Source organism: Sphaerisporangium fuscum, from assembly GCF_018531465.1.
GTDB classification, from domain to species: Bacteria; Actinomycetota; Actinomycetes; order Streptosporangiales; family Streptosporangiaceae; genus Sphaerisporangium; species Sphaerisporangium fuscum.
Genome location: NZ_JAHDTF010000011.1, coordinates 21,272 through 44,717 on the forward strand (window position 1 = coordinate 21,272; position 23,446 = coordinate 44,717).

Annotated in this window: 18 protein-coding genes; 13 read left to right on the plus strand and 5 right to left on the minus strand. The window is 70.3% G+C overall.

Annotated features, from left to right (window positions below):
- The first annotated feature begins 83 nt into the window (after positions 1-83).
- Genes KIK05_RS13815 through KIK05_RS13830 form a run of 4 tightly spaced genes read left to right on the plus strand, consistent with a single transcriptional unit; the run spans position 84 to position 3,637 of the window.
- On the plus strand, positions 84-1,046 hold the full coding sequence (locus KIK05_RS13815) for a branched-chain amino acid ABC transporter permease (protein ID WP_214411088.1): 963 nt from the start codon (positions 84-86) through the stop codon (positions 1,044-1,046).
- On the plus strand, positions 1,043-2,155 hold the full coding sequence (locus KIK05_RS13820; RefSeq protein WP_214411089.1) for a branched-chain amino acid ABC transporter permease: 1,113 nt from the start codon (positions 1,043-1,045) through the stop codon (positions 2,153-2,155). The genes KIK05_RS13815 and KIK05_RS13820 overlap by 4 nt, the downstream gene beginning before the upstream one ends.
- A gap of 29 nt (positions 2,156-2,184) precedes the next feature.
- Positions 2,185-2,925, plus strand: coding sequence for an ABC transporter ATP-binding protein (locus KIK05_RS13825; RefSeq protein WP_214411325.1), 741 nt, complete (start codon positions 2,185-2,187; stop codon positions 2,923-2,925).
- Entirely contained in the window at positions 2,915-3,637 is a 723-nt protein-coding gene (locus tag KIK05_RS13830) for an ABC transporter ATP-binding protein (RefSeq protein ID WP_214411090.1), read from the plus strand. Before KIK05_RS13825 ends, KIK05_RS13830 begins: the two co-directional genes overlap by 11 nt.
- Positions 3,638-3,760: 123 nt before the next feature.
- Here the strand turns inward: KIK05_RS13830 and KIK05_RS13835 are convergent, their stop codons facing one another.
- Positions 3,761-4,186, minus strand: a complete 426-nt coding sequence (locus KIK05_RS13835) for a DUF4352 domain-containing protein (protein ID WP_214411091.1) — start codon at positions 4,184-4,186, stop codon at positions 3,761-3,763.
- Positions 4,187-4,506: 320 nt separating this feature from the next.
- Here KIK05_RS13835 and KIK05_RS13840 point away from each other — a divergent pair, with 320 nt between their 5' ends.
- The 3 genes from KIK05_RS13840 to KIK05_RS13850 are packed head-to-tail and all read left to right on the plus strand — an operon-like array spanning position 4,507 to position 6,978.
- A complete protein-coding gene (locus tag KIK05_RS13840; RefSeq protein ID WP_308249901.1) occupies positions 4,507-5,334 on the plus strand; it encodes an ABC transporter substrate-binding protein in 828 nt (275 codons plus the stop codon).
- 4 nt (positions 5,335-5,338) lie between these two features.
- The gene (locus KIK05_RS13845; protein ID WP_214411093.1) at positions 5,339-6,187 is read left to right on the plus strand and encodes an amino acid ABC transporter permease; all 849 of its coding nucleotides are present in this window, start codon (positions 5,339-5,341) and stop codon (positions 6,185-6,187) included.
- A gap of 5 nt (positions 6,188-6,192) precedes the next feature.
- Positions 6,193-6,978 carry an amino acid ABC transporter ATP-binding protein gene (locus KIK05_RS13850; protein ID WP_214411094.1) on the plus strand — a complete coding sequence of 262 codons (786 nt, stop codon included), beginning with the start codon at positions 6,193-6,195 and terminating at the stop codon, positions 6,976-6,978.
- A gap of 225 nt (positions 6,979-7,203) precedes the next feature.
- Here the strand turns inward: KIK05_RS13850 and KIK05_RS13855 are convergent, their stop codons facing one another.
- Complete coding sequence (locus tag KIK05_RS13855) at positions 7,204-7,551, minus strand: PaaI family thioesterase (RefSeq protein WP_250562784.1); 348 nt, start codon at positions 7,549-7,551, stop codon at positions 7,204-7,206.
- A 143-nt stretch (positions 7,552-7,694) separates the two neighbouring features.
- On the opposite strand from KIK05_RS13855, the gene polA reads away from it, so the two are divergent.
- Positions 7,695-10,397 (plus strand): DNA polymerase I, encoded by a 2,703-nt coding sequence (polA, locus tag KIK05_RS13860; protein WP_214411095.1) that lies wholly within the window; start codon positions 7,695-7,697, stop codon positions 10,395-10,397.
- Positions 10,398-10,442: 45 nt separating this feature from the next.
- Here polA and KIK05_RS13865 read toward each other — a convergent pair whose 3' ends face one another.
- On the minus strand, positions 10,443-11,237 hold the full coding sequence (locus tag KIK05_RS13865) for a DUF2127 domain-containing protein (protein ID WP_214411096.1): 795 nt from the start codon (positions 11,235-11,237) through the stop codon (positions 10,443-10,445).
- A 105-nt stretch (positions 11,238-11,342) separates the two neighbouring features.
- On the opposite strand from KIK05_RS13865, the gene KIK05_RS13870 reads away from it, so the two are divergent.
- The 4 genes from KIK05_RS13870 to coaE all read left to right on the plus strand — a co-directional run bounded on the left by KIK05_RS13870 (position 11,343) and on the right by coaE (position 15,327).
- Positions 11,343-12,422 carry a polysaccharide deacetylase family protein gene (locus KIK05_RS13870; protein WP_308249902.1) on the plus strand — a complete coding sequence of 360 codons (1,080 nt, stop codon included), beginning with the start codon at positions 11,343-11,345 and terminating at the stop codon, positions 12,420-12,422.
- Positions 12,423-12,645: 223 nt separating this feature from the next.
- Entirely contained in the window at positions 12,646-14,115 is a 1,470-nt protein-coding gene (rpsA, locus tag KIK05_RS13875; RefSeq protein WP_214411097.1) for a 30S ribosomal protein S1, read from the plus strand.
- Between the two features lie 124 nt (positions 14,116-14,239).
- Entirely contained in the window at positions 14,240-14,725 is a 486-nt protein-coding gene (locus KIK05_RS13880; RefSeq protein ID WP_214411098.1) for a GNAT family N-acetyltransferase, read from the plus strand.
- Positions 14,719-15,327, plus strand: coding sequence for a dephospho-CoA kinase (coaE, locus tag KIK05_RS13885; protein ID WP_214411099.1), 609 nt, complete (start codon positions 14,719-14,721; stop codon positions 15,325-15,327). Before KIK05_RS13880 ends, coaE begins: the two co-directional genes overlap by 7 nt.
- A 79-nt stretch (positions 15,328-15,406) precedes the next feature.
- Here the strand turns inward: coaE and KIK05_RS13890 are convergent, their stop codons facing one another.
- Complete coding sequence (locus KIK05_RS13890; protein ID WP_214411100.1) at positions 15,407-21,145, minus strand: WD40 domain-containing protein; 5,739 nt, start codon at positions 21,143-21,145, stop codon at positions 15,407-15,409.
- A 285-nt stretch (positions 21,146-21,430) separates the two neighbouring features.
- Between KIK05_RS13890 and KIK05_RS13895 the strand changes: the two genes are divergently transcribed.
- Positions 21,431-22,582, plus strand: coding sequence for an ArsB/NhaD family transporter (locus KIK05_RS13895; protein ID WP_308249903.1), 1,152 nt, complete (start codon positions 21,431-21,433; stop codon positions 22,580-22,582).
- Between the two features lie 25 nt (positions 22,583-22,607).
- On the opposite strand, the gene KIK05_RS13900 is transcribed toward KIK05_RS13895, so the two are convergent.
- Positions 22,608-23,444: an inositol monophosphatase family protein gene (locus KIK05_RS13900; RefSeq protein WP_214411102.1), complete on the minus strand. Its 837-nt coding sequence runs from the start codon at positions 23,442-23,444 to the stop codon at positions 22,608-22,610.
- Positions 23,445-23,446 lie beyond the last annotated feature (2 nt).

The window sequence follows — 23,446 nt, forward strand, 5'->3', positions numbered from 1 at the left end:
TGACAGCCCAGGGGCGGGAACACCACACCGTTCCCGCCCCTGGCACGGGCGGCCCTGCCGCCCCGTCCTGAAGGCGGCTCACTTTGCACGATTTCCTCCAGCAGTTTCCGGGGTCGACCGTCGGTGGTCTGACGTACGGAGCCATTTACGCGCTGATCGCCCTCGGCTACACGATGGTCTACGGCGTTCTGCGTCTCATCAACTTCGCGCACTCCGAGATCTTCATGATCGGTACGTTCGCGTCGTTGTTCACGCTCACCCACCTGATGACGGTGACCCATCCGTTCACCGGCATAGCACTCGTCGGCGTGCTCGTCCTGCTCTTCGTGGTGGCGATGGCGGTCTCCGGCGGTGCGGCGGTCCTGCTAGAGCAGGTGGCCTACCGGCCGCTGCGCAAGCGGGGCGCCTCGCGGCTCGCGGCGCTCATCTCCGCCATCGGCGCGTCCTTCTTCCTCCAGGAGTTCTTCGCGCTGGTGGTCCTCCCCAAGGTGTTCAACCTGCCGGGCCGCAACCAGACGCCCCTGCCGCGCATCGTCCAGCGTGAGACGATCTTCAGCATCGGCCCCGCCGACGTGCGTCTGGACCACATCATCATCATCGTGGCGGCGGTGATCATGATGGTGGCGCTCGACCAGCTGGTGAACCGCACCAAGCTCGGCCGCGGCATCCGCGCCACGGCGCAGGACCCCGAGACCGCGGTCCTGATGGGCGTGAACATCGACACCATCGTCCGCATGACGTTCCTCCTCGGTGGCGCGATGGCCGGCGTGGCGGCGGTGCTGTTCACGATGGAGGTCGAGAACACCCAGTTCAACATCGGGTTCATTCTCGGCATCAAGGCCTTCACCGCCGCCGTCCTCGGCGGCATCGGAAACCTCCGCGGCGCCCTCGTCGGCGGCGTCCTGCTCGGCCTCATCGAGAACTGGGGCGCCATCTTCTTCGGCTCCGACTGGAAGGACGTCATCGCCTTCGTCGTCCTGGTGATCGTGCTCATGTTCCGTCCCACCGGCCTCCTCGGTGAATCCCTTCAGCAGGCGCGCGCATGATGAATGTGAAAACGTCCACCCGCCAGATCTCCGGGACCTTCGACAAGGTCAGGGACCGCTGGGCCACCGCTCCCGGCTACCAGCGCTGGATCGTCTACGTCCTGGTGATCGTGCTGGCGCTGCTGCTGCCCAACGACGGCATCGCGTCGTTCATGTCGCCGGACGCCGACTGGGCCACGATCCTGTTCGACCCGATCGGCATCTACATCCTGCTGGCGCTCGGCCTCAACATCGTGGTGGGCCACGCGGGCCTGCTCGACCTCGGCTTCGTCGCGTTCTTCGCCATCGGCGCCTACAGCCTGGCGTACATGGGCACCAAGCACGGCTGGTCGTTCTGGACCTGTCTGGTGCTCGGCATCGTGCTCGCGGCCGTCGCCGGCGTGGTCCTCGGCGGGCCGACGCTGCGGCTGCGCGGCGACTACCTCGCGATCGTCACCCTCGGGTTCGGAGAGATCGTCCGCATCGTCGCCCTGAACACCAACGAGATCGGCGGCGCGCAGGGCATCTTCGGCATCCCGACGCCCCCGGCCATCGGCGGGCTGGAGTTCAGCCTCGCCAACCCCGTCTCGTACTACTACCTGGTGGTCTTCATGATCGCCCTGGTGGTGATCGTGTCGCGGCGGCTCGAGAAGAGCCGCGTGGGCCGGGCCTGGACCGCCATCCGCGAGGACGAGGACGCCGCCGAGCTGATGGGCGTGCCGACCTTCAAGTTCAAGCTGCTCGCCTTCTTCGTCGGCGCCAGCATCGGCGGCTTCGCCGGCGTGGCCGAGGCCGCGAAGATCAACTACATCCAGCCGCAGAACTTCCCGTTCCTGCTGTCGGCGACCATCCTGGTCTGCGTCGTCTTCGGCGGCCCGGGCAACATCCCCGGGGTCATCGTCGGCGCCTTCCTCATCGCCTGGCTGCCCGAGCGGTTCCGCGAGTTCCACGACTACCGCTACATGATCTTCGGCGCCGTGCTGGTCATCATGATGATCCTGCGGCCTGAGGGCCTGCTCCCCTCGCGGCGCAGACGGGCCGAGATGGCCGAAGGATCCGGCGGAATGGGATCGATGGGCGGAGAAGTGGCGAGCCCGGACGCCCACGTCGAGGCGGAGGTGGCCAAGTGAGCCCGGTGCTCGAGATCAAGAGCGTCACCATGCGCTTCGGCGGCGTGGTGGCCATCAACAACCTCGACCTCACGATCAACGAGGGCGAGATCTTCGCCCTGATCGGCCCGAACGGCGCCGGGAAGACCACCGTCTTCAACGTGACCACCGGCGTCTACCGGCCCACCCAGGGGCAGATCCTTTTCGCGGGCCAGCCCCTGAACGGCCTGAAGCGCTTCCAGGTCACCAAGCGCGGCATCGCCCGCACGTTCCAGAACATCCGGCTGTTCCACAACATGTCGGCCCTCGAGAACGTCATGGTGGGCGCCGACACCCACCACAAGACGGGGGCGGTCGGCGCCATCCTCGGCCTTCCCTGGCACCGCCAGGAGGAGAAGAAGGGCCGCGAGGAGGCCATGGAGCTGCTGGAGTTCGTCGGCGTCGCCCAGCGCGCGGAGGAAACCGCCAAGAACCTCCCCTACGGCGACCAGCGACGCCTGGAGATCGCCAGGGCCTTGGCCACCAAGCCCAAGCTGCTGCTGCTCGACGAGCCCGCGGCCGGCATGAACCCCGCCGAGAAGGTCGGCCTGCAGCAGCTGATCCGCAAGATCCGCGACGCGGGCCGCACCGTCCTGCTCATCGAGCACGACATGAGCCTGGTCATGGGCATCAGCGACAGGGTGGCCGTGATCGACTTCGGTCAGAAGATCGCTGAAGGGCTGCCCGCCGAGGTTCAGCAGAACCCGAAGGTCATCGAGGCGTACTTGGGAGCTCCGGCAGATGCTTCTTGAGGTCAAGGACATCCACGTCCACTACGGCAAGATCGAGGCTCTCAAGGGCGTCTCGCTGGAGGTCGACCAGGGCGAGGTCGTCACGCTGATCGGCGCCAACGGCGCCGGCAAGACGACCACGATGCGCACCGTCTCCGGCGTGCGCCCGGTCACCACCGGCAGCATCACGTTCGCCGGGCAGGACATCACCAAGATGCCGGGCCACAAGCGCGTGGTGGCGGGCATCGGCCAGTCCCCGGAGGGTCGCGGGGTGTTCCCCGGCATGACCGTCATGGAGAACCTGCTCATGGGCGCCTACTCCCGCAAGGGCGACCTGAGCAAGGAGCTCGACGAGGTCTTCGAGCTCTTCCCGCGGCTGGCCGAGCGCAAGAACCAGGCGGGCGGCACGATGTCCGGCGGCGAGCAGCAGATGGTCGCCATCGGGCGCGCCCTGATGAGCAAGCCGAAGGTCCTCCTGCTCGACGAGCCGTCGATGGGCCTCGCGCCGCTGCTCGTCGCGCAGATCTTCGAGATCATCAAGGAGATCAACAAGCGCGGCACGACCGTCCTGCTCGTCGAGCAGAACGCCGTGCAGGCGCTCCAGGTCGCCCACCGCGCCTACGTGCTGGAGACCGGCAAGGTCATCAAGAGCGGCCCGGCGCAGGACCTGCTGACCGATCCTGACGTCCGCGCCGCCTACCTCGGCGGCGACCTCGGCGCGGCGGCCCAGTAGCCGCACCGTCCGCTCGCGCGCGGCCCGCCCGGAGCCTTCCGTCGGGCCGCGTGCGAGCCGGAGAGTCGTCCGGACGGCGCGGCGCGTCGCGCCCGGCCGGGTCGCACCGCGCCCCGAGACCGCTCAGCCGGGGAGCTCGGCCCGTGCCCCTTCGAGGTCCTTCAGGTCGGTGAGCGTCGCCCCGCCGTACAGCACGAGCGCCGTCGGGCGCGCCTGTTTCGGGATGTCGTACCACAGGTCGAACTCGAACAGGTCGGAGGCGCCCAGGTCGATCTTCTCCGGCTGGCGCTTGATGGTCATGGCGTCGTAGTCGGGGAGATAGGTCTTGCCGTCGGTCGCCAGCAGCTGCTGTTTGCGCAGGTCGAGCAGCGCACTCGTCCGGCCGTTGTTGACCGCCGAGACGCGGATGCGGACGAACTGCCCCTTGGCCGCCACGTCGGCATGACTTCCGGTCAGCTGGGGCATGGCAACGGTGATCCCCAGCAGCGAGAACCGGGTGTCACCGTCGACCACCGGCTTGACGTGCAGAGCCCGCTCGTCGAGGCGCACGGGGCGCTGCGGTAGCTCGTAGACGGGTGTGCGAGTGGACGTCGCCGCCGGTGTGGCGGGCCCATTGGAACAACCGGACAGTAAAAAGGTGACAGCTACGGCAAAACCTGTCAGAACAAAAGGTGCCCGCACGGTCGCACCCTAGCTCGCCGAGAAGCCGGGAGCGCCAGGATGTCGTAGCTGTTGTGCGATCGTTTCTTTCCGGTAATACCCCTGGTGACCAGGTGCGACACCATGGCCAGGGTTACGGTAACTTAACTTAACTCCGACATAGAGCTTAAGAGGAGGACGTTGTGGTCTTTTGGTCCAAGCGTCGCCGTGTGACTTCGTTGGGGGCGCTTGCCGTGGGCGCCGCGTGCCTTCTCTCCGCCTGCGGCGGCGGATCGGACACCAGCGCGACCACTTCCAGTTCGTCCGGTGCCGCCGCCGGCGGGATCAAGCTTGTCCACCCCGGCAAGCTGACGACCTGCACGAACCTGCCCTACGAGCCGTTCCAGTTCAAGCAGGGCGACAAGACCGTCGGCTTCGACGTCGACATCGTCGACCTCGCGGCCAAGAAGCTCGGCGTGACGCAGGACATCGTCGACATCGACTTCGCCGTCATCAAGAGTGGCGCCGCCCTCAACGCCGGCAAGTGCGACGTCGCCGCGGCCGGCATGACGATCACCGACGAGCGCAAGAAGAACCTGCTGTTCTCCGACCCCTACTTCGACGCGACGCAGGCGCTGCTCGCCAAGAAGGGCACCGGCGCCAAGTCGCTCGACGACATCAAGGCCAAGGGCCTGAAGCTCGGCGCGCAGGCCTCGACGACCGGCCTCGACTACGTCAAGAAGGCGGGTCTCAACCCCACCGAGTTCGCCGACTCGCCCAAGGAGCTGCTCGGCCTGCAGTCGGGTCAGGCCGACGTCATCGTGCAGGACCTCCCCGTCGTGCTCACCTGGCTGAAGAAGCCCGAGATCGCCTCCAAGTTCGAGCTGATCGCGAGTCTGAACACCGGCGAGCAGTACGGCATCGGCATGAAGAAGGGCAACGACGCCCTGGCCAAGGTGATCAACGAGGAGATCGCCAAGGCCAAGTCCGACGGCACCTACGAGAAGATCTACGTCAAGTGGTTCGGCAAGAAGCCGGGCGAGCTGGGGACGTCCTGAATCCATGACCCAGTCCACGACGGCAGGGCCGGCCGGTCCCGCCGGGCAGGCGCCCGGCCGGGCCGGTCTCAGCCCACGTAAGAAACAGCAGATCAGCCGGGGTGTCCAGTACGCCGTCCTGATCGTCGCGGTGATCGCGATCGCCCTTCTGACCAACTGGAAGGGGCTGGCCGAGAACTTCGCCAAGGGGGACGTCGCCGGCCAGTCGCTGCCCGACGTCTTCACGGTCGCGCTGAAGAACACGATCATCTACACCGTGGGCGGCTTCGTCTTCGGGTCGATCCTCGGTCTGATCCTGGCCCTGATGAGGCTGTCGTCGGTGCGGCCGTACCGCTGGATCGCGATCATCTACATCGAGATCTTCCGGGGCCTCCCGGCGCTGCTGATCTTCCTCCTCATCCTCTTCCTGCCGCTCGCGCTGCCCGGTTTCGAGGTGCCCGGCGGCACGTACGGCCAGGGCATCCTGGGCCTGACCATCGTGAGCGCGGCCTACATGGCCGAGACGCTGCGGGCGGGCCTGCAGGCCGTTCCCAAGGGGCAGACCGAGGCCGCGCGCTCGCTCGGCATGTCGCACTCGCGCGCGATGATCTCGGTGGTCATCCCGCAGGCGATCCGCATCGTCATCCCGCCGACGACCAACCAGTTCGTCTCGCTGCTCAAGGACTCCTCGCTGGTGCTGTTCCTCGGGGTGAGCGGCGAATACGTCGAGCTGACCAAGTTCGGCAACGACCTGGCGTCGACGACGAGCAACGCGACCCCCATCATGGTGGTGGGGCTCACGTACCTGCTCGTCACGATCCCGCTGGGCTACCTCGCGGGACGCCTCGAGAAGCGTCAGTCGAAGGGACGGTGATCCCGATGGCGCACGCGGTCGAGATCAAGGATCTGCACAAGTCGTTCGGCGACCTCCAAGTGCTCAAGGGCATCGACTTCACCGTCGACCAGGGCCAGGTCGTCTGCGTGATCGGCCCCTCGGGCTCGGGCAAGTCGACGCTGCTGCGCTGCGTGAACCTGCTCGAACAGCCCACCAGGGGCAAGGTCGTGGTGGGCGGCGTCGAGCTGACCGACCCCGACGTCGACATCGACGCGGCCCGGCGCAGGCTCGGCATGGTGTTCCAGTCGTTCAACCTCTTCCCGCACATGACGGTCCTGCAGAACGTCATGATCGCCCAGCGCAGGGTGCTGAAGCGGAAGAAGGACGAGGCCGAGCGCATCGCCCGCGAGAACCTCGACAAGGTCGGCGTCGGGGCCAAGTGCGACGCCTTCCCGCCGCAGCTGTCCGGCGGGCAGCAGCAGCGCGTGGCGATCGCCCGGGCCCTCGCCATGGACCCCGACCTGATGCTGTTCGACGAGCCCACCTCGGCCCTCGACCCCGAGCTGGTGGGCGACGTGCTGTCGGTCATGCGCGACCTGGCGCGTGACGGCATGACCATGCTGGTGGTCACCCACGAGATGAGCTTCGCGCGTGAGGTGGCCGACCGTGTGGTGTTCATGGACGGCGGCGTGATCGTCGAGGAGGGGCCGCCCGACCAGGTGATCGGCAACCCGCAGCACGGGCGCACGCGCACGTTCCTGCGGCGGGTGCTCGACCCGACGCACTCGCAGGACGACGAGGCCTCGGCCACCGAGCCGCTGGACGCCTAGCCGTCATGCGAAGCGGCCCCCGCCACCCGTCACCGGGCCGGCGGGGGCCGCTTCGCGCTCCTGGGCATGAATAAGCCCGCAGGTGATCTTTGGGGCCATGTAGGGCTTCCCCGGCCGCACACGTTGTCTACTCGATCACCCACGGGCTCGGTGTGACAACGCTAGCGAGCTTTGAGCCCGCTGTGCAAAGAGAGTCGGAAATCGTACCCCGTTACGGCCCGAAAATCACGGGGCGTCACGGAGCATGCACGTGAGGCGCGAGGTGCAGACCCGGCGTCCCTGCTCGTCGGTGATCTCGATGTCGTACGTCGCCAGGCTCCGGCCGCCGTGCAACCGCGTCGCCACGCCCGTGACGTACCCGGAGGTCGCCGAGCGGTGATGGGTCGCGTTGATCTCGATCCCGACGGCGATGCGTCCCTCCCCGGCGTGCAGGGCCGCCCCGGTGGAGCCGATGGTCTCGGCCAGCACGCAGGACGCCCCGCCGTGCAGCAGGCCGTACGGCTGGGTGTTGCCCTCCACCGGCATGCGCGCGACCACCCGTTCGGCCGAGGCCTCCAGGAATTCGATTCCCATGCTCCCGATCAGGCTCCGCTTGTAGTCGTCGCCGTACAGCTGTGAGATGCGCGCCGGATCGTCGGGGTTCGTCATGGTCAAGGGGAGCCCTCCATATGCACAGGCAGGGGTGTTCTGTCGGACATGCAGACTAGGCTGCGGGTGTGCCGAAGAAGGAACCGACCCCCACCCGTCCCTGCCTGCTCCTGCTGGACGGGCACTCACTCGCGTACCGCGCCTTCTACGCCCTGAAGGACGCCAATCTCACCACGACCGACGGCCAGCACACCGAGGCGGTGTACGGCTTCACCTCCATGCTGATCAACGTCCTGCGCGACGAGCAGCCGAGTCACGTGGTCGTCTGCTTCGACCGGTCGGAGCCCACCTTCCGGCACGAGGCGTACGAGCACTACAAGGCCAATCGCCAGGAGACCCCCGAGGACTTCCGGGGCCAGGTCAGCCTGATCTTCGAGGTGCTCGACGCGCTGCGCCTGCCCTACCTCTCGCTCCCGGGGTACGAGGCCGACGACCTGATCGCGACGCTCGCGCACCGGGCCTCCGAGCGGGACATGAACGTCCTCATCGTCACCGGCGACCGCGACGCCCTCCAGCTCGTCGACGAACGCGTCACCCTGCTGATGACCCGCCGCGGCATCAGCGACATGACCAGGTTCGATCCCGACGCCGTCGTCGAGAAGTACGGCCTGACGCCCGTGCAGTATCCCGACTTCGCCGCCCTGCGCGGCGACCCCAGCGACAACCTCCCGAGCATCCCGAGCGTGGGAGAGAAGACCGCCGCCAAGTGGGTCCGGGAGTTCGGCTCGCTCGACGAGCTCGTCAGGCGGGTCGACGAGGTCAAGGGCAAGGTCGGCGAGAAGCTCCGCGAGCACCTCGGCCAGGTGATCCACAACCGCCAGCTCACCGAGCTGCGGCGTGACGCGCCGCTCGACGTCGACGTCGAGCAGCTCAAGATGGGCAACTGGGACCGCGACGAGATCCACAAGCTGTTCGACACGCTGCAGTTCCGCGTGCTGCGCGACCGGCTCTACCAGAGCATCGGCACCCCCGAGCCGGAGGCCGAGGAGGGGTTCGACGTCGAGGTCGCCGCCCTCGGCCCCGATGAGGTCGCCTCGTGGCTCGCCGGCGTGCCCGAGGGCCGTGCCGGGCTCGCCGTGAAGGGCACCCACGGCAGCGGCACGGGCCGGCTCGACGGCCTGGCCGTCGCCGTGCCCGCCGACGGCGACGGGCGGCAGCGGGCCGCCTACATCGACCTCACCGGCCTCACCGAGGGCGACGAGGCGGCGCTGCGCGCCTGGCTCACCGACGAGTCCAAGCCGAAGGCCCTCCACGACGCCAAGGGCCCCCTGCTCGCACTGTGGGCGCAGGGGCTCGACCTGCGCGGGCTCACCTGCGACACCGCGCTCGCGGCCTACCTGGCGATGCCGGGCCAGCGCTCCTTCCCCCTCGACGATCTGGTGCTGCGCTACCTCCATCGCGAGCTGCGCGCCGAGACCGACAACGGCGGCCAGGCGGCGCTGTTCGACGACCCCGAGGACAACGTGGGGGAGGAGCTCGCCGTCCGGGCCCAGGCCGTGCGCGACCTCGCCGACGCCCTTGAGGCCCATCTGGAGCCCCGCGGCGGCATCCGGCTGATGCGCGAGGTCGAGCTGCCGCTCGTGCGGGTCCTGGCCGAGCTGGAGCGCGCGGGCATCGCCGCCGACCGCGACTACTTCACGGGCCTGGAGGCCGAGTTCGGGGCCGCCGTCAAGCAGGCCGTCGAGGAGGCCCACCGCGTCGTCGGCGAGCAGTTCAACCTCGGATCGCCCAAGCAGCTCCAGGAGATCCTCTTCGTCAAGCTCGGGCTCCCGAAGACCAAGAAGATCAAGACCGGCTACACCACCGACGCCGACGCGCTGGCCCAGCTCGCCACCCAGACCGACAACGAGCTGCCCACGATCCTGCTGCGCCACCGCGACCAGACCAAGCTGCGCACCACCGTCGAGGGCCTCATCAAGGAGATCGCCGACGACGGGCGGATCCACACCACCTACAACCAGATCATCGCGGCCACCGGCCGTCTGTCGTCCGAGAAGCCCAACCTGCAGAACATCCCGATCCGCACGGCCGAGGGCCGGCGCATCCGGCAGGGGTTCGTCGTCGGCGAGGGGTACGAATGCCTGCTGACGGCCGACTACAGCCAGATCGAGCTGCGCATCATGGCGCACCTCTCGCAGGACGAGGCGTTGATCGCGGCCTTCGAGTCGGGGCACGACTTCCACCAGGCCACCGCGGCCCGGGTGTTCGACCTGCCGCCCGAGCAGGTCGACGGCGCGCTGCGGGCACGCATCAAGGCGATGAACTACGGCCTCGCCTACGGCCTGTCCGACTTCGGGCTGTCGGGGCAGCTCAACATCCCCGTCGCCGAGGCCCGCGCGCTCAAGGAGGAGTACTTCGAGGAGTTCGGCGGCGTGCGCGACTACCTCGGCGCGATCGTCGCCCAGGCCCGCCATGACGGCTACACCGAGACCATCCTCGGTCGCCGCCGCTACCTCCCCGACCTCACCAGCGACAACCGGCAGCGGCGCGAGATGGCCGAGCGCATGGCCCTCAACGCCCCGATCCAGGGCTCGGCGGCCGACATCATCAAGGTCGCCATGCTCCACGTGCAACGCGCGCTGCACCAGCGGGAGCTGCGCTCGCGCATGCTGCTGCAGGTCCATGACGAGCTCGTGTTCGAGGTCGCGCCGGGCGAGCTCGAGGCGCTGCGCGAGCTGGTGGTGTCCCAGATGTGCGCCGCGTACGACCTCCGCGTCCCTCTGGACGTCTCGGTGGGCGTCGGCCGCACCTGGCAGGACGCCGGCCACTGACCCCGGCCGCGGGCTTTCGAGCCGCCCGCCCCACCTCCGGCAGGGTCAGTCGGAGGTGGCGGCGGCCCGGTGGTGGGAGGTGAGTGAACGGCCGAGGGCCGCGGCCTCCACCTCCAGCAGGCTGCTCTCGTGACGTTCGGCCTCGTGGGCGGCGTGCCCGCCCCGCAGGCCGAACAGACGCTTCGACAGCAGGATGTACAGCACGGCGGCGATGTTGATCATCAGGATCACGATCCGCAGCCAGGTCACCTTCTCGACGAGCTCGTAGACCTCGATCGGGACGAACAGCGACGTCGCGACCACCGCGAAGTACTCGCCCCAGCGCTTGAGCAGCCACAGGCCGACGCCCTCGGTCGTGAGCAGCGCGCCGAAGATCACCAGGCCGAGCACGATCCACGTCAGGGTCGTGTTCCGGGCGCTCAGCACCGTGCGCATCGTGTGCACCACGCCCGACTCCTCGATGTTCCACCCGAGCTTGTGGGCGATCGGCTGGAACAACGGAAGATCTTCTTTGAACGCCAGGTTGATGGCGTCCTTGTGGGCCCGGAACCGCCAGATGCCGAAGGCCGCGGCGAACACCAGCAGCGCCTTCAGCCACCGGAACACCGCGATGAGCCGCAGGATCGTGGCGTCGCGCAGCGCCTGGCCGCGCAGCACGATGGGCGCGTCCTCGGCGGGCCCGGAGCCGTGCGGCGCGCCGAGGGTGAAGTCGCCGCACCGCAGGCAGCGCCACGCCTCGCCGAGCGCGGTCTCGGCCCGGAGGCGCTTGCGAAGCTCCTCCTCCGCGGGGGCATAGGTCACATGGCCGTGGCGGCCGCACGCACGCAAGCTCCAGTTCACAACCAAATTTCAGCACATGCTAGACGTGTACGCTGGTTCGGGACCGGGCCGAGTTTGCCTGTCCTGTAGGGAAAGCCGACCTGCCGCCGACCCAGGAGAACACCTGTGCGCAGCACGCCCGGACTGACGCGCCTCATCGGCATCGTGAACATCGGTGTCATGATCATCGCGGTGGTCGCGTTGCTGGTTCTCCCCTTCGGCGGCAAGAAGAACGTCCGGCCGGCGGCGCGGCCGATGGCCAAGCCGGCCACCCCGACCCCCGCCCCCTCGTCGCCGGCGCCGGCGACCCCGGAGTCGGCCCGGCAGGTGAAGGCCAACGAGCTGGGGCTCGTGCCGGTGATCATGTACCACCGGATCATGAAGAAGCGGCTCGCCTCGATCGACCGTACGCCGTCCCAGCTGCGCAAGGAGCTGGAGAGGCTGGCCAGGGGCGGCTACGTGCCGATCACGGCCGCCGACTACGTGGCCGGGCGCATCGACATCCCGGCCGGCGCCCACCCGGTCGTGCTGACGTTCGACGACGGCAGCCCCACGCACTTCGCCCTCGACGACCAGGGGCAGCCGAAGAAGGACACCGCCGTCCAGATCATCCTGGACGTGGCCGCGAAGTTCCCGGCCTTCCGGCCGGTGGCCACCTTCTGGGTCAACAAGAACCCCTTCGGGCTCTTCGACAAGGACCAGCAGGCCGCGGCCGTGCGGTGGCTCGTCGAGCGCGGCTTCGAGGTGGCCAACCACACCTGGAGCCATCCCGACCTGTGGACGCTGAGCAAGAAGAGGGTCGCCGAGTCGATCGTGCGCGAGGAGCGGCTGCTGCGGAAGATCGGCGCGCCGGACTCGGCCACGTTCGCGCTCCCGTACGGCAGCAGGCCGAGGAAGCGGGCGGCCGCGCACGAGGGCAAGTGGGACGGGACGTCGTACCACTTCGACGCGGTCTTCCTGGCCGGGGCCGAGCCGGCGATTTCGCCCTTCGCGAAGAGCTACGACCGGTACAACATCCCACGAATCCAGTCCAACGGTAAAAAAGGGGAGTGTCGCCGATGGTGCTCCGAGTACTGGCTGGAGTGGCTGGACAAGCACCCCGACAGGCGTTACACCTCGGACGGCGATCGTTCGCACATCGCAATGCCGCGTCGATTTCAGGGTAAGATCCAGGCAAAGCTCGGTGGGGTGGCGATCACCTATTAGAGGCTTATGGGGTCGTGCGTACCCAGGCCGGATTGACCACGCCCACGTCTCTCTCATATGCTGATCGCTGCGCTGTGGGCTCGCGTGCGCCTCGGACGGAGCGGGCTCGCGCTCGGTCATGTCGACCACGGGTCTCTGAGACCATCTTCGGCTTGAACGATAAAGAGGGCCTGCCGCGCGTCCGCCACATCGACATCTGTCCGCGTTCGGAGCAATTCCACACATGACGAGCAGCACTGAGGCCACCTCGAACACCCCGCAGGTAGCGGTCAACGACATCGGTTCCGAGGAGGCCTTCCTCGCCGCGATCGACGAGACCATCAAGTACTTCAACGACGGCGACATCGTCGAAGGCACCGTCGTCAAGGTCGATCGAGACGAGGTCTTGCTCGACATCGGCTACAAGACCGAGGGTGTCATCCCCTCGCGTGAGCTCTCGATCAAGCACGATGTCGACCCGGCCGAGGTCGTCGAGGTCGGAGAGCACGTCGAGGCCCTCGTCCTCCAGAAGGAGGACAAGGAAGGCCGCCTCATCCTGTCCAAGAAGCGTGCGCAGTACGAGCGCGCCTGGGGCACGATCGAGAAGATCAAGGACGAGGACGGCATCGTCACCGGTACGGTCATCGAGGTCGTCAAGGGCGGCCTCATCCTCGACATCGGCCTGCGCGGCTTCCTCCCGGCCTCGCTGGTGGAGATGCGCCGGGTCCGCGACCTGCAGCCGTACGTCGGCCGCGAGCTCGAGGCGAAGATCATAGAGCTCGACAAGAACCGCAACAACGTGGTTCTCTCCCGTCGTGCCTGGCTCGAGCAGACCCAGTCGGAGGTCCGCCAGACCTTCCTCAACACCCTGCAGAAGGGTCAGGTCCGCAAGGGCGTCGTCTCCTCGATCGTCAACTTCGGTGCGTTCGTCGACCTCGGCGGCGTCGACGGTCTGGTCCACGTCTCCGAGCTCTCCTGGAAGCACATCGACCACCCCTCCGAGGTCGTCGAGGTCGGCCAGGAGGTCACCGTCGAGGTTCTCGACGTCGACATGGAGCGCGAGCGGGTCTCCCTGTCGCTCAAGGCGACGCAGGAGGACCCCTGGCAGCAGTTCGCCCGCACCCACCAGATCGGCCAGGTCGTCCCCGGCCGCGTCACCAAGCTGGTGCCGTTCGGTGCGTTCGTCCGCGTCGAGGAGGGCATCGAGGGCCTGGTCCACATCTCCGAGCTGGCCGAGCGCCACGTCGAGATCCCCGAGCAGGTCGTCCAGGTCGGCGACGAGATCTTCGTGAAGATCATCGACATCGACCTCGACCGTCGCCGCATCTCGCTGTCGCTCAAGCAGGCCAACGAGGGTGTCGGCGCCGAGGTCGAGTTCGACCCCACGCTGTACGGCATGGCGGCGACCTACGACGAGCAGGGCAACTACATCTACCCCGACGGTTTCGACCCCGAGACCGGCGAGTGGCTCGAGGGCTTCGAGAAGCAGCGCGAGGAGTGGGAGCGGCAGTACGCCGAGGCCCAGACCCGCTTCGAGGCCCACAAGTCGCAGATCGAGAAGGCCCGTCAGGAGGAGGCCGAGGCGGCCGGTCCGTCCAGCTACTCCGGCGAGACTCCTCAGACCTCCAGCGGTTCGGCTCCGGCCTCGGGCGCCCTGGCGTCCGACGAGGCCCTGGCCGCGCTCCGCGAGAAGCTCGCGGGCGGCCAGAGCTGACGCTCTGAGGTGACCTCGTGAAAGAGGACCCCACGATCCGTGGGGTCCTCTTTTCGTTGCCTGCCGGCTTTTCGCCCTTCTCGTACCGGCTGACGCCGTTCACGCCCGGCTCTAGAGTTGGAAGGTGATACTGATCGAGCGGGCGAATCCCGAGGACGCCGGGGAGATCCTCACCGTTCAGCGGGCGGCGTACGTGAGCGAGGCACAGCTGTACGGAGATCCGTTCATCGCCCCGCTGGTGGAGTCGCTGGAGCAGATGCGCGCCTCGATCGAGGAGAGCACCGTCCTGAAGGCCCTGGCCGGCGGCCGGATCGTGGGCGCGGTGCGCGCCCGGTCGTCCGGACGCACCGGGCTCGTCGGCCGGCTGGTGGTGGCCCCCGACCAGCAGGGCCTGGGGATCGGATCGGCGCTGCTCGGGGCGGCCGAGGAGCGGCTGGGGCCGGAGGTGGACGCGTTCGACCTGTTCACCGGCCACCTGTCGGAGGGGAACCTCCGGCTGTACCGCAGGTTCGGCTACCGTGAGACGCGGCGGGAGCGCGTGCACGAACACCTGACCCTGGTCCACCTGCGCAAGTCCGCCGAGCGCCCGCTACCCTTCCCTGCATGCTGAAGATCGGGCTGACGGGCGGCATCGGGTCGGGCAAGAGCGAGGTGTCGCGGCGGCTCGCCGAGCGCGGCGCCCTGGTGATCGACGCCGACAAGATCGCGCGTGAGGTGGTCGAGCCGGGGACGAGCGGTCTCGCGCTCATCGTGGAGGCGTTCGGCGAGGGGGTGCTGCGTGAGGACGGCTCCCTGAACCGCGAGAAGCTCGGGCAGATCGTGTTCGCGGACGCCGAGAAGCTCGCGCGGCTCAACGCGATCGTCCACCCGAGGGTCGGCGAGCGGGTCGCCGAGCTTCAACACAGTGCCCCCGAGGGGTCCATCGTCGTCTACGACGTGCCGCTGCTCGCCGAGAACAACCTGGCGCCCATGTACGACGTGGTCATCGTGGTCGACGCCTCCGACGAGGTGCGGCTGGCCCGGCTGGCCGAGCGGAGGGGGATGAGCGAGGAGGACGCCCGCGCCCGCATCAAGGCCCAGGCCTCCCGGGAGGACCGCCTCAAGGTCGCCGACATCGTCATCTCCAACGAGGGCACCCTGCCCGACCTCGACACCCGCGTGGCCGAGGTCTGGACCGACCTCCTCGAGCGCCAGGCCACCCCTCAGCCCTGACCACCTCGCCCACCGCACCCGGCGCCGCCTTCGCCGTACCTGCTCCCCGCCGTGTCGGCGGCGGCAGTGGCCTGGTGGGTCAGAATTCGGTGTCGAGGGGGATCTGGCGGACGGTGGGGAGGTAGGGGTCGAGCTCGCCGGGGTCGAACCGGCACATGCCGATCACATACCAGAACTGGCCCGCCACCTCGCCCTCCATCTTGTACCGGCCGTCGGGGCTGAGCGCCGCCCAGCCCTCCGGCAGGCCGAGGAGTGTCGCCCGCTGGACGGGGGTGTCGCCGGTGAGGTCCCACAGGATGACCACCCCGTCGTCCCCGGCGCTGGCCAGCAGGTCGCCCACCGGGCTGAAGGCCACCGACCAGACACGGCGGGTGTGGCCGACGAGCGTGTGGAGGTGCCGCCCGGACGCGGCGTCCCACAGGCGTACGACGAGATCGTCGCCGCCCGTGGCGAGCAGCCGGCCGTCGGGGCTGAAGTCGACCGTCCACAGCCGCCCCGTGTGCCGCCGCAGGGTGTGGAGATGGCCGGTCGACCAGGGGGCGCCGCCGGGCCCGAGCTCCCAGACGCGGGCCGTGCCGTCGTTGCCTGCGCTGGCGAGAAGCCTGCCGGAGGGGTCGAACCGGACGGCGTAGACGCGGTCGGTGTGCCCTTCGAGGGTGGCCAGCCGCATGCCGGACTGGACGTCCCACAATCGCACCATGCGGTCGTCGCACCCGGTGGCGACGGTGGCGCCGTCGGGGCTGAAGGCGATGGAGCGCACCCGTCCCCGGTGCTCGGCGAGGTTGCCGACCTCGCGGCCCGAGGTGCGGTACCACAGGCGGACGCTGTCGTCGTCGTTGGCGGTGGCGAGGATCTCCCCGTCGGGGCTGAAGGCCTCGGCCCAGACGTGGTCGGTCTCGACGTTGAGCTCGCGCTCGAAGCCGCCGCCGGCGAGGTTCCACAGGTAGACGCCGCCGTCGTTGCTGGCCGTGGCGAGCGCCGGACCGGCCGGGCTGAAGATCACGGAGATGAGCCGGTCGGCCGCCCCGGTGAGCTCACGCAGCCGCCTTCCCGTACGCGGGTCCCACAGGCGCACGTATCCGTCGTTCCCGCTGGTGGCGAGCATCGTGCCGTCGGCGCTGAAGCGTGCGGCGGTGATGCGGCGGCCGTGGCCGCGCAGGGTGTGGCGGCACTGGCCCGTCTCGGTGTCCCACAGCCGGGCGGTGCCGTCGTTGCTGGCCGTCGCCAGCTGCCTGCCGTCGGGGCGGAAGACGAACGGCCACACCGAGCCGCGATGGCCGGTGAGCTCCGCCCGCTGCCGCCCGGTGACGGGATCCCACAGGCGCACCAGCCCGTCGCTGTCGCCCGTGGCGAGCGTGTCGCCCGAGGGGTCGAACAGCGCCTGGTAGACGGCCCCGGAGTGCCCCTGGAAGGTGGCGAGCGCCTCGCCGTGCCGGGGATCCCACAGGCGCAGGCCGCCGGAGGTGTCGCCCGAGGCGAGGATCTTCCCCGACGGGTGGAAGTCGAGGGCGTAGACCCGGCCGGCGTGCCCGCGCAGCTCGTGGAGCTCCTCGCCCGTCGCCGGGTTCCAGATCTTGATCGCGCCGGTGTGGTCGCCCGCCGCCAGCATCCGCCCGTCCGGGCTGAGCACCAGCCGGTAGACCGTGCCGCGGTGCCCGGTCAGGGTGTGGCCGAGCGTGCCGGTGGCGAGGTCCCAGACCCGGACGGCGCCCGCGGCGTCACCGGTCACCAGCCGGCCGGGCAGGAAGACGGCGCTGTAGACGGGCGAGGTGTGCCCGGGCAGCGAGGCCACCGGGGCGCCCGTGCGGGCCGACCACACCTGTATCACGCCGTCGGCGCCGCCCGCGGCCACGAGGTCGCCCTCGGGGCTCACCACGACCGGCCAGACGCCCTCAGGATGCCCGGTGAGGACGTGCCGGATCTCGCCGGTGAGAGGGTCCCACAGCCGGACGGTGCCGTCGCCGGCCCCGGTGACCAGCAGCCCCGGCCCGTACACCACCTTGTACACCCGCCCCCGGTGGCCGTGCAGGGTGCGCAGCGGCGCGCCGGTGGTGCCGTCACACACCAGCACGCCGCCGTCCTCGCTGCCGAGGGCCAGCAGGCCGCCGTCGGGGCTGTAGGCGACGGGCTGGGGCAGGCGGCTGCTCTGGAAGTGGTACCCGTACGGCACGCCGATCAGCGGGGGCGCCAGCTCGGCCGTCACCGGGTGGCCGGGGGCGATGGCCGCGCCGTGCAGGGCGGGGTCGCGTGCCAGCGAGGAGGACGCGGTGACGTCGATCAGGGCCGCGCGGTCCCAGCGGCTGCCCTCGGTGGCGATGTCGCGCAGGTCGGCCCGGGAGAGTCGCGCCCGGGTCAGGTCCGCGCCGCGCAGGTCGGCGCCCGCGAGGACGGCCTCGTCGAGCCGGGCGCCGTTCAGGCGGACGTCGCGCAGGACGGCGCGCGAGAGGTTCGCGCCGACGAGCTGGGTGTCGCTCAGGTCGGCTCCGGTGAGGTCGACCCCGGCGAACTCGCGGTAGGAGAGATCTTCGCCGTGGAGCCGGGCGCCTCGCAGGTCGGTACGGGCCGGGGTGCGCAGGCGGGTGGTGATCTTGATGGCGTTGGCCCGGGAGGTGTCGTCGGCCTCCGGATCGGCCAGCGTCGACGCCGCCCAGGCCTGCAACCGCGCGGCGTCCGCCAGGTCGCACAGGAAGTCGACGGTGAGCGCGGACAGCGGACGCCGGGCGAGGTGCTCGCCCAGGGTGCCGGCGATGTGCGCGGCGACGAGCCACTCCATCACCGAGGAGTGGATGAAGCCGAAGAGCCCCTCGTCGGTGCGCACGAGCAGGCTGCCCGTGCCCATCGCGTGGGCGGTCTGGCCCACCGACAGGCGGCTGTCGGCGACCTCGGCCAGCGTCTGGGCGACCTCGGTCAGCTCCGACGGCTGCAGGTAGGCCTCGCCGTTCTCCCACAGGCGCAGCGCCAGCGTCGTCGCCGCGCGCCGCAGATCGGCGGCGCTCAGCCCTTCCGCTGAGCCGGGGACCCCGTGGGTGCGCCGCTCCTCGTACACCAGCCAGTTGTCGAGGATCTCGCCGTACAGGTCGGCGGCGCTGATCGTCTCCTGGGCCTGCGCCACCGCGCGCACCCGCTCCTCGGGCAGGTCGGCGATGAAGCCGAGCATGCGGGGGTTCTGCGCGAGTCCCAGCAGGTCGGAGATGCCGTTCAGCATGCTCAGCCGGTCGTCGGCGGCCCGCTCGTCGCCGCCGTACCGGTTCACCAGGTACGCGCGCACCTGCGCCGGGGTGAACTCCTCCACGCTCAGCACCCGCCGGTTCGGCAGCGTGCCGACCCGCTCGCCGAGGGCCGTCAGAATCTGGGCGTGCGACTTGAAGTGCTGGGTGCGGCCCGTCACGATGATCTTGGCCTTGTCCTCGGCGGCCTGGAGCAGGGTGTCGAGGTGGTCGGCGGCCCGGTCGTAGGTGACCCGGGTGACCAGCTCGTCGAACCCGTCGAACAGCAGCACGATGCGCCCCTGGCGCAGCATGTAGTGGAACGCCTTGAGGTCGATCAGCTCCTCGCCGTGGTTGGCCAGGTGCGCGGCGACCAGGCCGTCCACCGAGTGGGCCTTGTCGAGGGCCCGCAGCTCGATGAGGATCGGGGTCAGATGGGGCAGCTCCGCGGGGATCCGGCGGGCCAGCTCGCGCAGCGCGAACGTCTTGCCCCGCCCGAAGTCGCCCAGGAGCAGCACGAACCGGCCGTGGTCGGCGGCGAGCAGCCGCATGAGCTCGTCGACCAGGTCGTCGCGCACCCCCTGCCCCGCCCGGTCGACCTCCCGGAAGCGCTGCGGGACGTACAGCTCGGGCGGGTAGCGCCGGTCGCTCCGCAGGCGGGCCGTCTGGTCGGCCACGTGGTCGGACAGGTCGAGCAGCCCCTGGAACTCGGTGAAGCTGCGCAGCCGCACGCCCCGGCGCAGCGCGTCGTCACGGACGGAACGGGGCGGCGTCGGCCCCTGGTACACCAGCTCCGAGCCGTGATCGAGCCCCGCGGCGTGGGCGTGCCGCAGGAACGCGCTCACCTCCTCGGCGGTCAGCGGGCCGGCGTGCGCGCCGATGAGCTGCTGGCGGACGAAGCCGTCCTCGGCCGTGGTGACCAGCAGGTGCGGCGGGTCGCCCGGCACCTTGCGGATCTTTGCCCGCTCGCTGCGCGTCTCGCAGACCTCCGCGACGCGGTCGAGCAGCAGGCTCGACGGGCTCGCCTGCCGTTCGGGCTCGCCGCCGGTGGCCGGCGGGGCCGAGAGGGGATCGCGGGCGGGCCCCTCGACCGCGGCGGCCAGGGGAGGGAAGGCGCCGTGCACGGCGCGGCGGGCGTAGGGGAACTCCTCCGGCGCCGAGATCTCCGCGCGGTCGCGCGCCCACCGTCGTACGACGTCGGGGGTGATCTCGAGGATCTGGTGGCGCCCGGGCGCGAGGGACGGCACGCAGGGGACCTCGCCGAGCCGGCCGATCTCGTCCGGGCCGCCGCCGTGGAGCAGGAGGTTCAGCCGCGTGCCGAGGAGCCGTTCGAGGGTGCCGGCGTCGCGCAGGGCGGAGGGGGGATGGCCGACGGCCCCCACCCGCAGCCAGCCCGTCTCCTCGAACGGGCGCAGCCGCTCGGCGAACCAGGCGGCCTGCGCCTCCCCCAGCAGGCCGTAGGAGTCCTCCTCGCGATGGCTCATCGCCATCGTGGAGTTGAGCCCGGCCACCACGACCCGCAGCTCGGGCTCGGCGAACAGGCTCCACGGCTGGGCGCTGTCGAACTCGGGGTCGGTGAGCCCCTGGTAGACGTCCTTGAACAGGCCGGAGAAGTGCCGCCACTTCGGCCAGTACGGAGGCTGGGGGGTCACGTCGTCGGCATCGCAGGTGGCGAAGTAGGCCCGGCTGGCGGCCTTGGTGATGTCGCGTGGGCCGGGGACGATGACGAGCCGCCGCGGTTCGAGGCCGAGGAGCACCCGCAGGCCGGTCAGGAACGCCAGCGCCTCGCCGTACTCGCGGACGCCGCCCGACTCGGTGATGTCGCCGGTGACGAGCAGCAGGTCGGGCCGGGGCACGCCCGCGTCGGCCAGTCGGGTCAGGTCGGCCCAGACGGTCGACTGCAGCTCGCCCGCGCCGAGCGGCTCGTCGGCCTCGGCGAGGCCGCGCCCGAACCGCGGGCCCGCGACGTGCAGCAACGTGATCGAGCTCCGCTCCCGGCCCGCCGCGCCGGCCGCGGGGAAGGCCGGTGGCGCCACCGGCGTCCTGCGCAGGGGCGGCATCCGCGGCGGCTCCGGAAGCCTCCCGCGCTCGACGGTGACCGGCGGCGCCGGCTCCGCGACCAGCGTGCCGGGGATCGTCTTGGCGGGGACGACCGGGAAGCCCGGCTGTTCGGCGGGCTTGGCCCGGCCGGCCAGGGTGTGGCCGATGCGGCTGAGCAGCAGCTCCCGGGCCTCGTCGGCGTCCGTGACGCCCACCAGGTCGACCCAGGTGATCGTCGACAGGAGCCCTTCGAGCGGGCAGTCCTCGATGCGGATGGTCACCAGCCGGTTCCCCGGGTTGTCGGGGTCGGCGCGGAAAGCGGTGAGCCACTCCTGCCGTCCGAATCGGGAGCCGAGGTAGTTGCGGGACAGGACGGCCACGATCAGCGCGGCCTCGCTGACGCCGCGGTCCATGAAGTCGACGAAGTTGGTGCCGGGCACGAAGTCCCAGGCCTGCAGCATCGTGCGGTAGCCCGCCGCCTCCAGTTGCCAGGCGATCCAGCCGGCCCAGCGCTCGTCGGCGGGGGAGTAGCTGACGAAGATGTCGATCCGCGTGCCGTCCCGCCCGTCCATGCCCGCTCCCCACTCCTCGCCCCACCGGCCCCGTGCGGGACCGCCGCCCGGCCCGTCCATCCGCCTCGCGGGCCCTTGCCGCGACCGTCGCGTCCCTGCTGTGGCCGCTCGCGGGGGCCGGTCTCCGTGCGGTGAGAGGCCCCCTTCCTTATGACCACGCCGCCGGCGGATCGGTTCACCGGCCGTCATTATCGCCCGTGGCGGGCGGGCTTTCGAAGGCTTTTGATCTCTTGCGGGTGTGGAATCATGTGCTACGTGATACGGCGGCTCACCACCCTCGATGGCGTGCGTATCGGTCTGCTGGTCGTGGGGGTGGGCTGCGTCGTCACGGGCCTGCTGCCCGCCGCCGAGGCCGCCGACAACATCCGCCGCATCGGGCCGCTCCTGCTGTTCCTGGCCGCGGTGATCATCCTGGCCGAGCTCACCAAGGAAGCGAACGTCTTCGACGTCCTGGCCAGCCGCGTGGCGATCGCCGGACGGGGGAACTACGCCGCCCTTTTCCTGCTGTGCACGGCGTTCGCCTCGTTCATCACGATATTCCTGAACCTCGACACGACCGCGGTGCTGCTGACGCCGGTCATGCTGGCCCTGGCGCCACGGGCGCGCATCGCCCCGCTTCCCCTGGCCATGACCACGATCTGGCTGGCCAACACCGCGAGCCTGCTCCTGCCGGTGTCCAACCTGACCAACCTGCTGGCCATGGGGCGCGTGGGCCTGTCCACCCGCGAGTTCGCCGGCCGCATGTGGGCGCCGCAGGCCGCCGCCATCGCGGTGACCATGGTCCTGCTGTGGATCTTCTACTGGCGTCGCGGCGAGCGCGGCGCCGACCGGTACGACCCGCCGCCGCAGGCCCCCATGGGCGACCCGGTGCTGTTCACCGTCGCCGCCGGGGCCTGCGTACTGTTCATCGCGGCCATCCTCGCCGGGGTCCAGATCGGCGTGGCCGCCGCGGTGGCCGCCGTGGTCGTCATCGCCGCCTTCGCCTGGCGCGACCGCTCCAAGCTCACCTGGAGCCTGTTCCCCTGGCAGCTGCTGGTCTTCGTCACCGGGCTCTTCCTCGTGGTGCCCACGCTCAGCAGGTACGGCCTGGACGACCTGATGCGGGCCATCGTCGGCGGCGACGGAGACGGCCTCGGCGACTACCGCGCGGCCGCGGCGGGGGCGGGGCTGTCCAACATCGTCAACAACCTGCCCGCCTACTACGCGGGGGAACGGGTCATCCCGCCGGCCAACCACGACCAGCTCCTGTCGCTGCTCGTCGGCACCAACGTCGGGCCGGTGATCACGCCGTGGGCGTCGCTGGCCACGCTGCTGTGGTTCGAGTGGTGCCGCCGCCGGGAGGTGAAGGTGCCGCTGGTGAAGTTCGTGCTGACGGGCGTCTGCCTGGCCGTGGCCGGCATCGCCGCCACGATCGGCGCCCTGCTGCTCACGGCGTGACGGCCGGGCCCTCGGTCCCCGAGGGTCACGGGGCGAGCCGCCGCCCCGCCTCGTCCTCGGCGGAGGCGACCAGGCCGAGCAGCTCGTCCACCAGCCCCGGACGCGCGGCGACGAAGCTGCGGCGGTGCGCCGGCAGGTCCGTACGCCCGTCGAAGGGGCTCCCGTCGAACCCGCGCACGCACGCGCCGGCCTCCTGGGCGATCAGCAGGCCGCCGGGGAGGTCGACCGCCTCGGCGTGGTACCCCACCACCCCGTCGATGTCACCTCTCGCGAGCAGGACCCATCCCAGCAGCGGCGCCCACAGCTGCAGCACCCGCCGCGCCCGCAGGTCGAGCGACGACTTCAGGGCCCGCACCTTCGGGTCGCCGCGGTTCACGCCGTGCCCCTGCGTCCAGGCCAGCACCGGGCTCCGGGAGGAGGCCCGGCGCGGCCCCGACGTCAGCGGCCCGCCGGGGCCGTACGCGCCCGCGCCCCGGACCGCCGACCAGGTCTGGCGGCCCACCGGGTCGTGGACGACGCCGACCTGGGGGAGGGCCTCGTGGCACAGCGCGAGCCCGACGACGTACAGCGGCAGGCCGATCGCGATGTTGTTGGTGCCGTCGAGAGGGTCGACCAGCCACGTCCACTCGCCGTCGGGGTCGCCCGACACCCCGGACTCCTCGGCGACCACACGGTGACCGGGGAAGGCGGCCTGGATGCGCTCCAGCAGGAGCTTCTCGCACGCGAGGTCGAGATCGGTGACGATGTCGCCGGCGTTCCCCTTCGCGCGGGTGCCCAGCTCACCCGTGGCGCGTTCCCTGATCAGCGTCCCGGCCGCCTCCGCGGCGCTCACCGCCACCCGCCGGGCGTGGTCGAGATCCATGC

Bases quoted from the DNA above. Each gene is read 5' to 3' on its own strand.
- KIK05_RS13825 (WP_214411325.1), top strand. From the start codon at position 2,185: ATGCGCTTCGGCGGCGTGGTGGCCATCAACAACCTCGACCTCACGATC.
- KIK05_RS13820 (WP_214411089.1), top strand. From the start codon at position 1,043: ATGATGAATGTGAAAACGTCCACCCGCCAGATCTCCGGGACCTTCGAC.
- rpsA (WP_214411097.1), top strand. From the start codon at position 12,646: ATGACGAGCAGCACTGAGGCCACCTCGAACACCCCGCAGGTAGCGGTC.
- KIK05_RS13855 (WP_250562784.1), bottom strand. From the start codon at position 7,551: ATGGGAATCGAATTCCTGGAGGCCTCGGCCGAACGGGTGGTCGCGCGC.
- coaE (WP_214411099.1), top strand. From the start codon at position 14,719: ATGCTGAAGATCGGGCTGACGGGCGGCATCGGGTCGGGCAAGAGCGAG.
- KIK05_RS13845 (WP_214411093.1), top strand. From the start codon at position 5,339: ATGACCCAGTCCACGACGGCAGGGCCGGCCGGTCCCGCCGGGCAGGCG.
- KIK05_RS13890 (WP_214411100.1), bottom strand. From the start codon at position 21,145: ATGGACGGGCGGGACGGCACGCGGATCGACATCTTCGTCAGCTACTCC.
- KIK05_RS13900 (WP_214411102.1), bottom strand. From the start codon at position 23,444: ATGGATCTCGACCACGCCCGGCGGGTGGCGGTGAGCGCCGCGGAGGCG.
- KIK05_RS13830 (WP_214411090.1), top strand. From the start codon at position 2,915: ATGCTTCTTGAGGTCAAGGACATCCACGTCCACTACGGCAAGATCGAG.
- KIK05_RS13850 (WP_214411094.1), top strand. From the start codon at position 6,193: ATGGCGCACGCGGTCGAGATCAAGGATCTGCACAAGTCGTTCGGCGAC.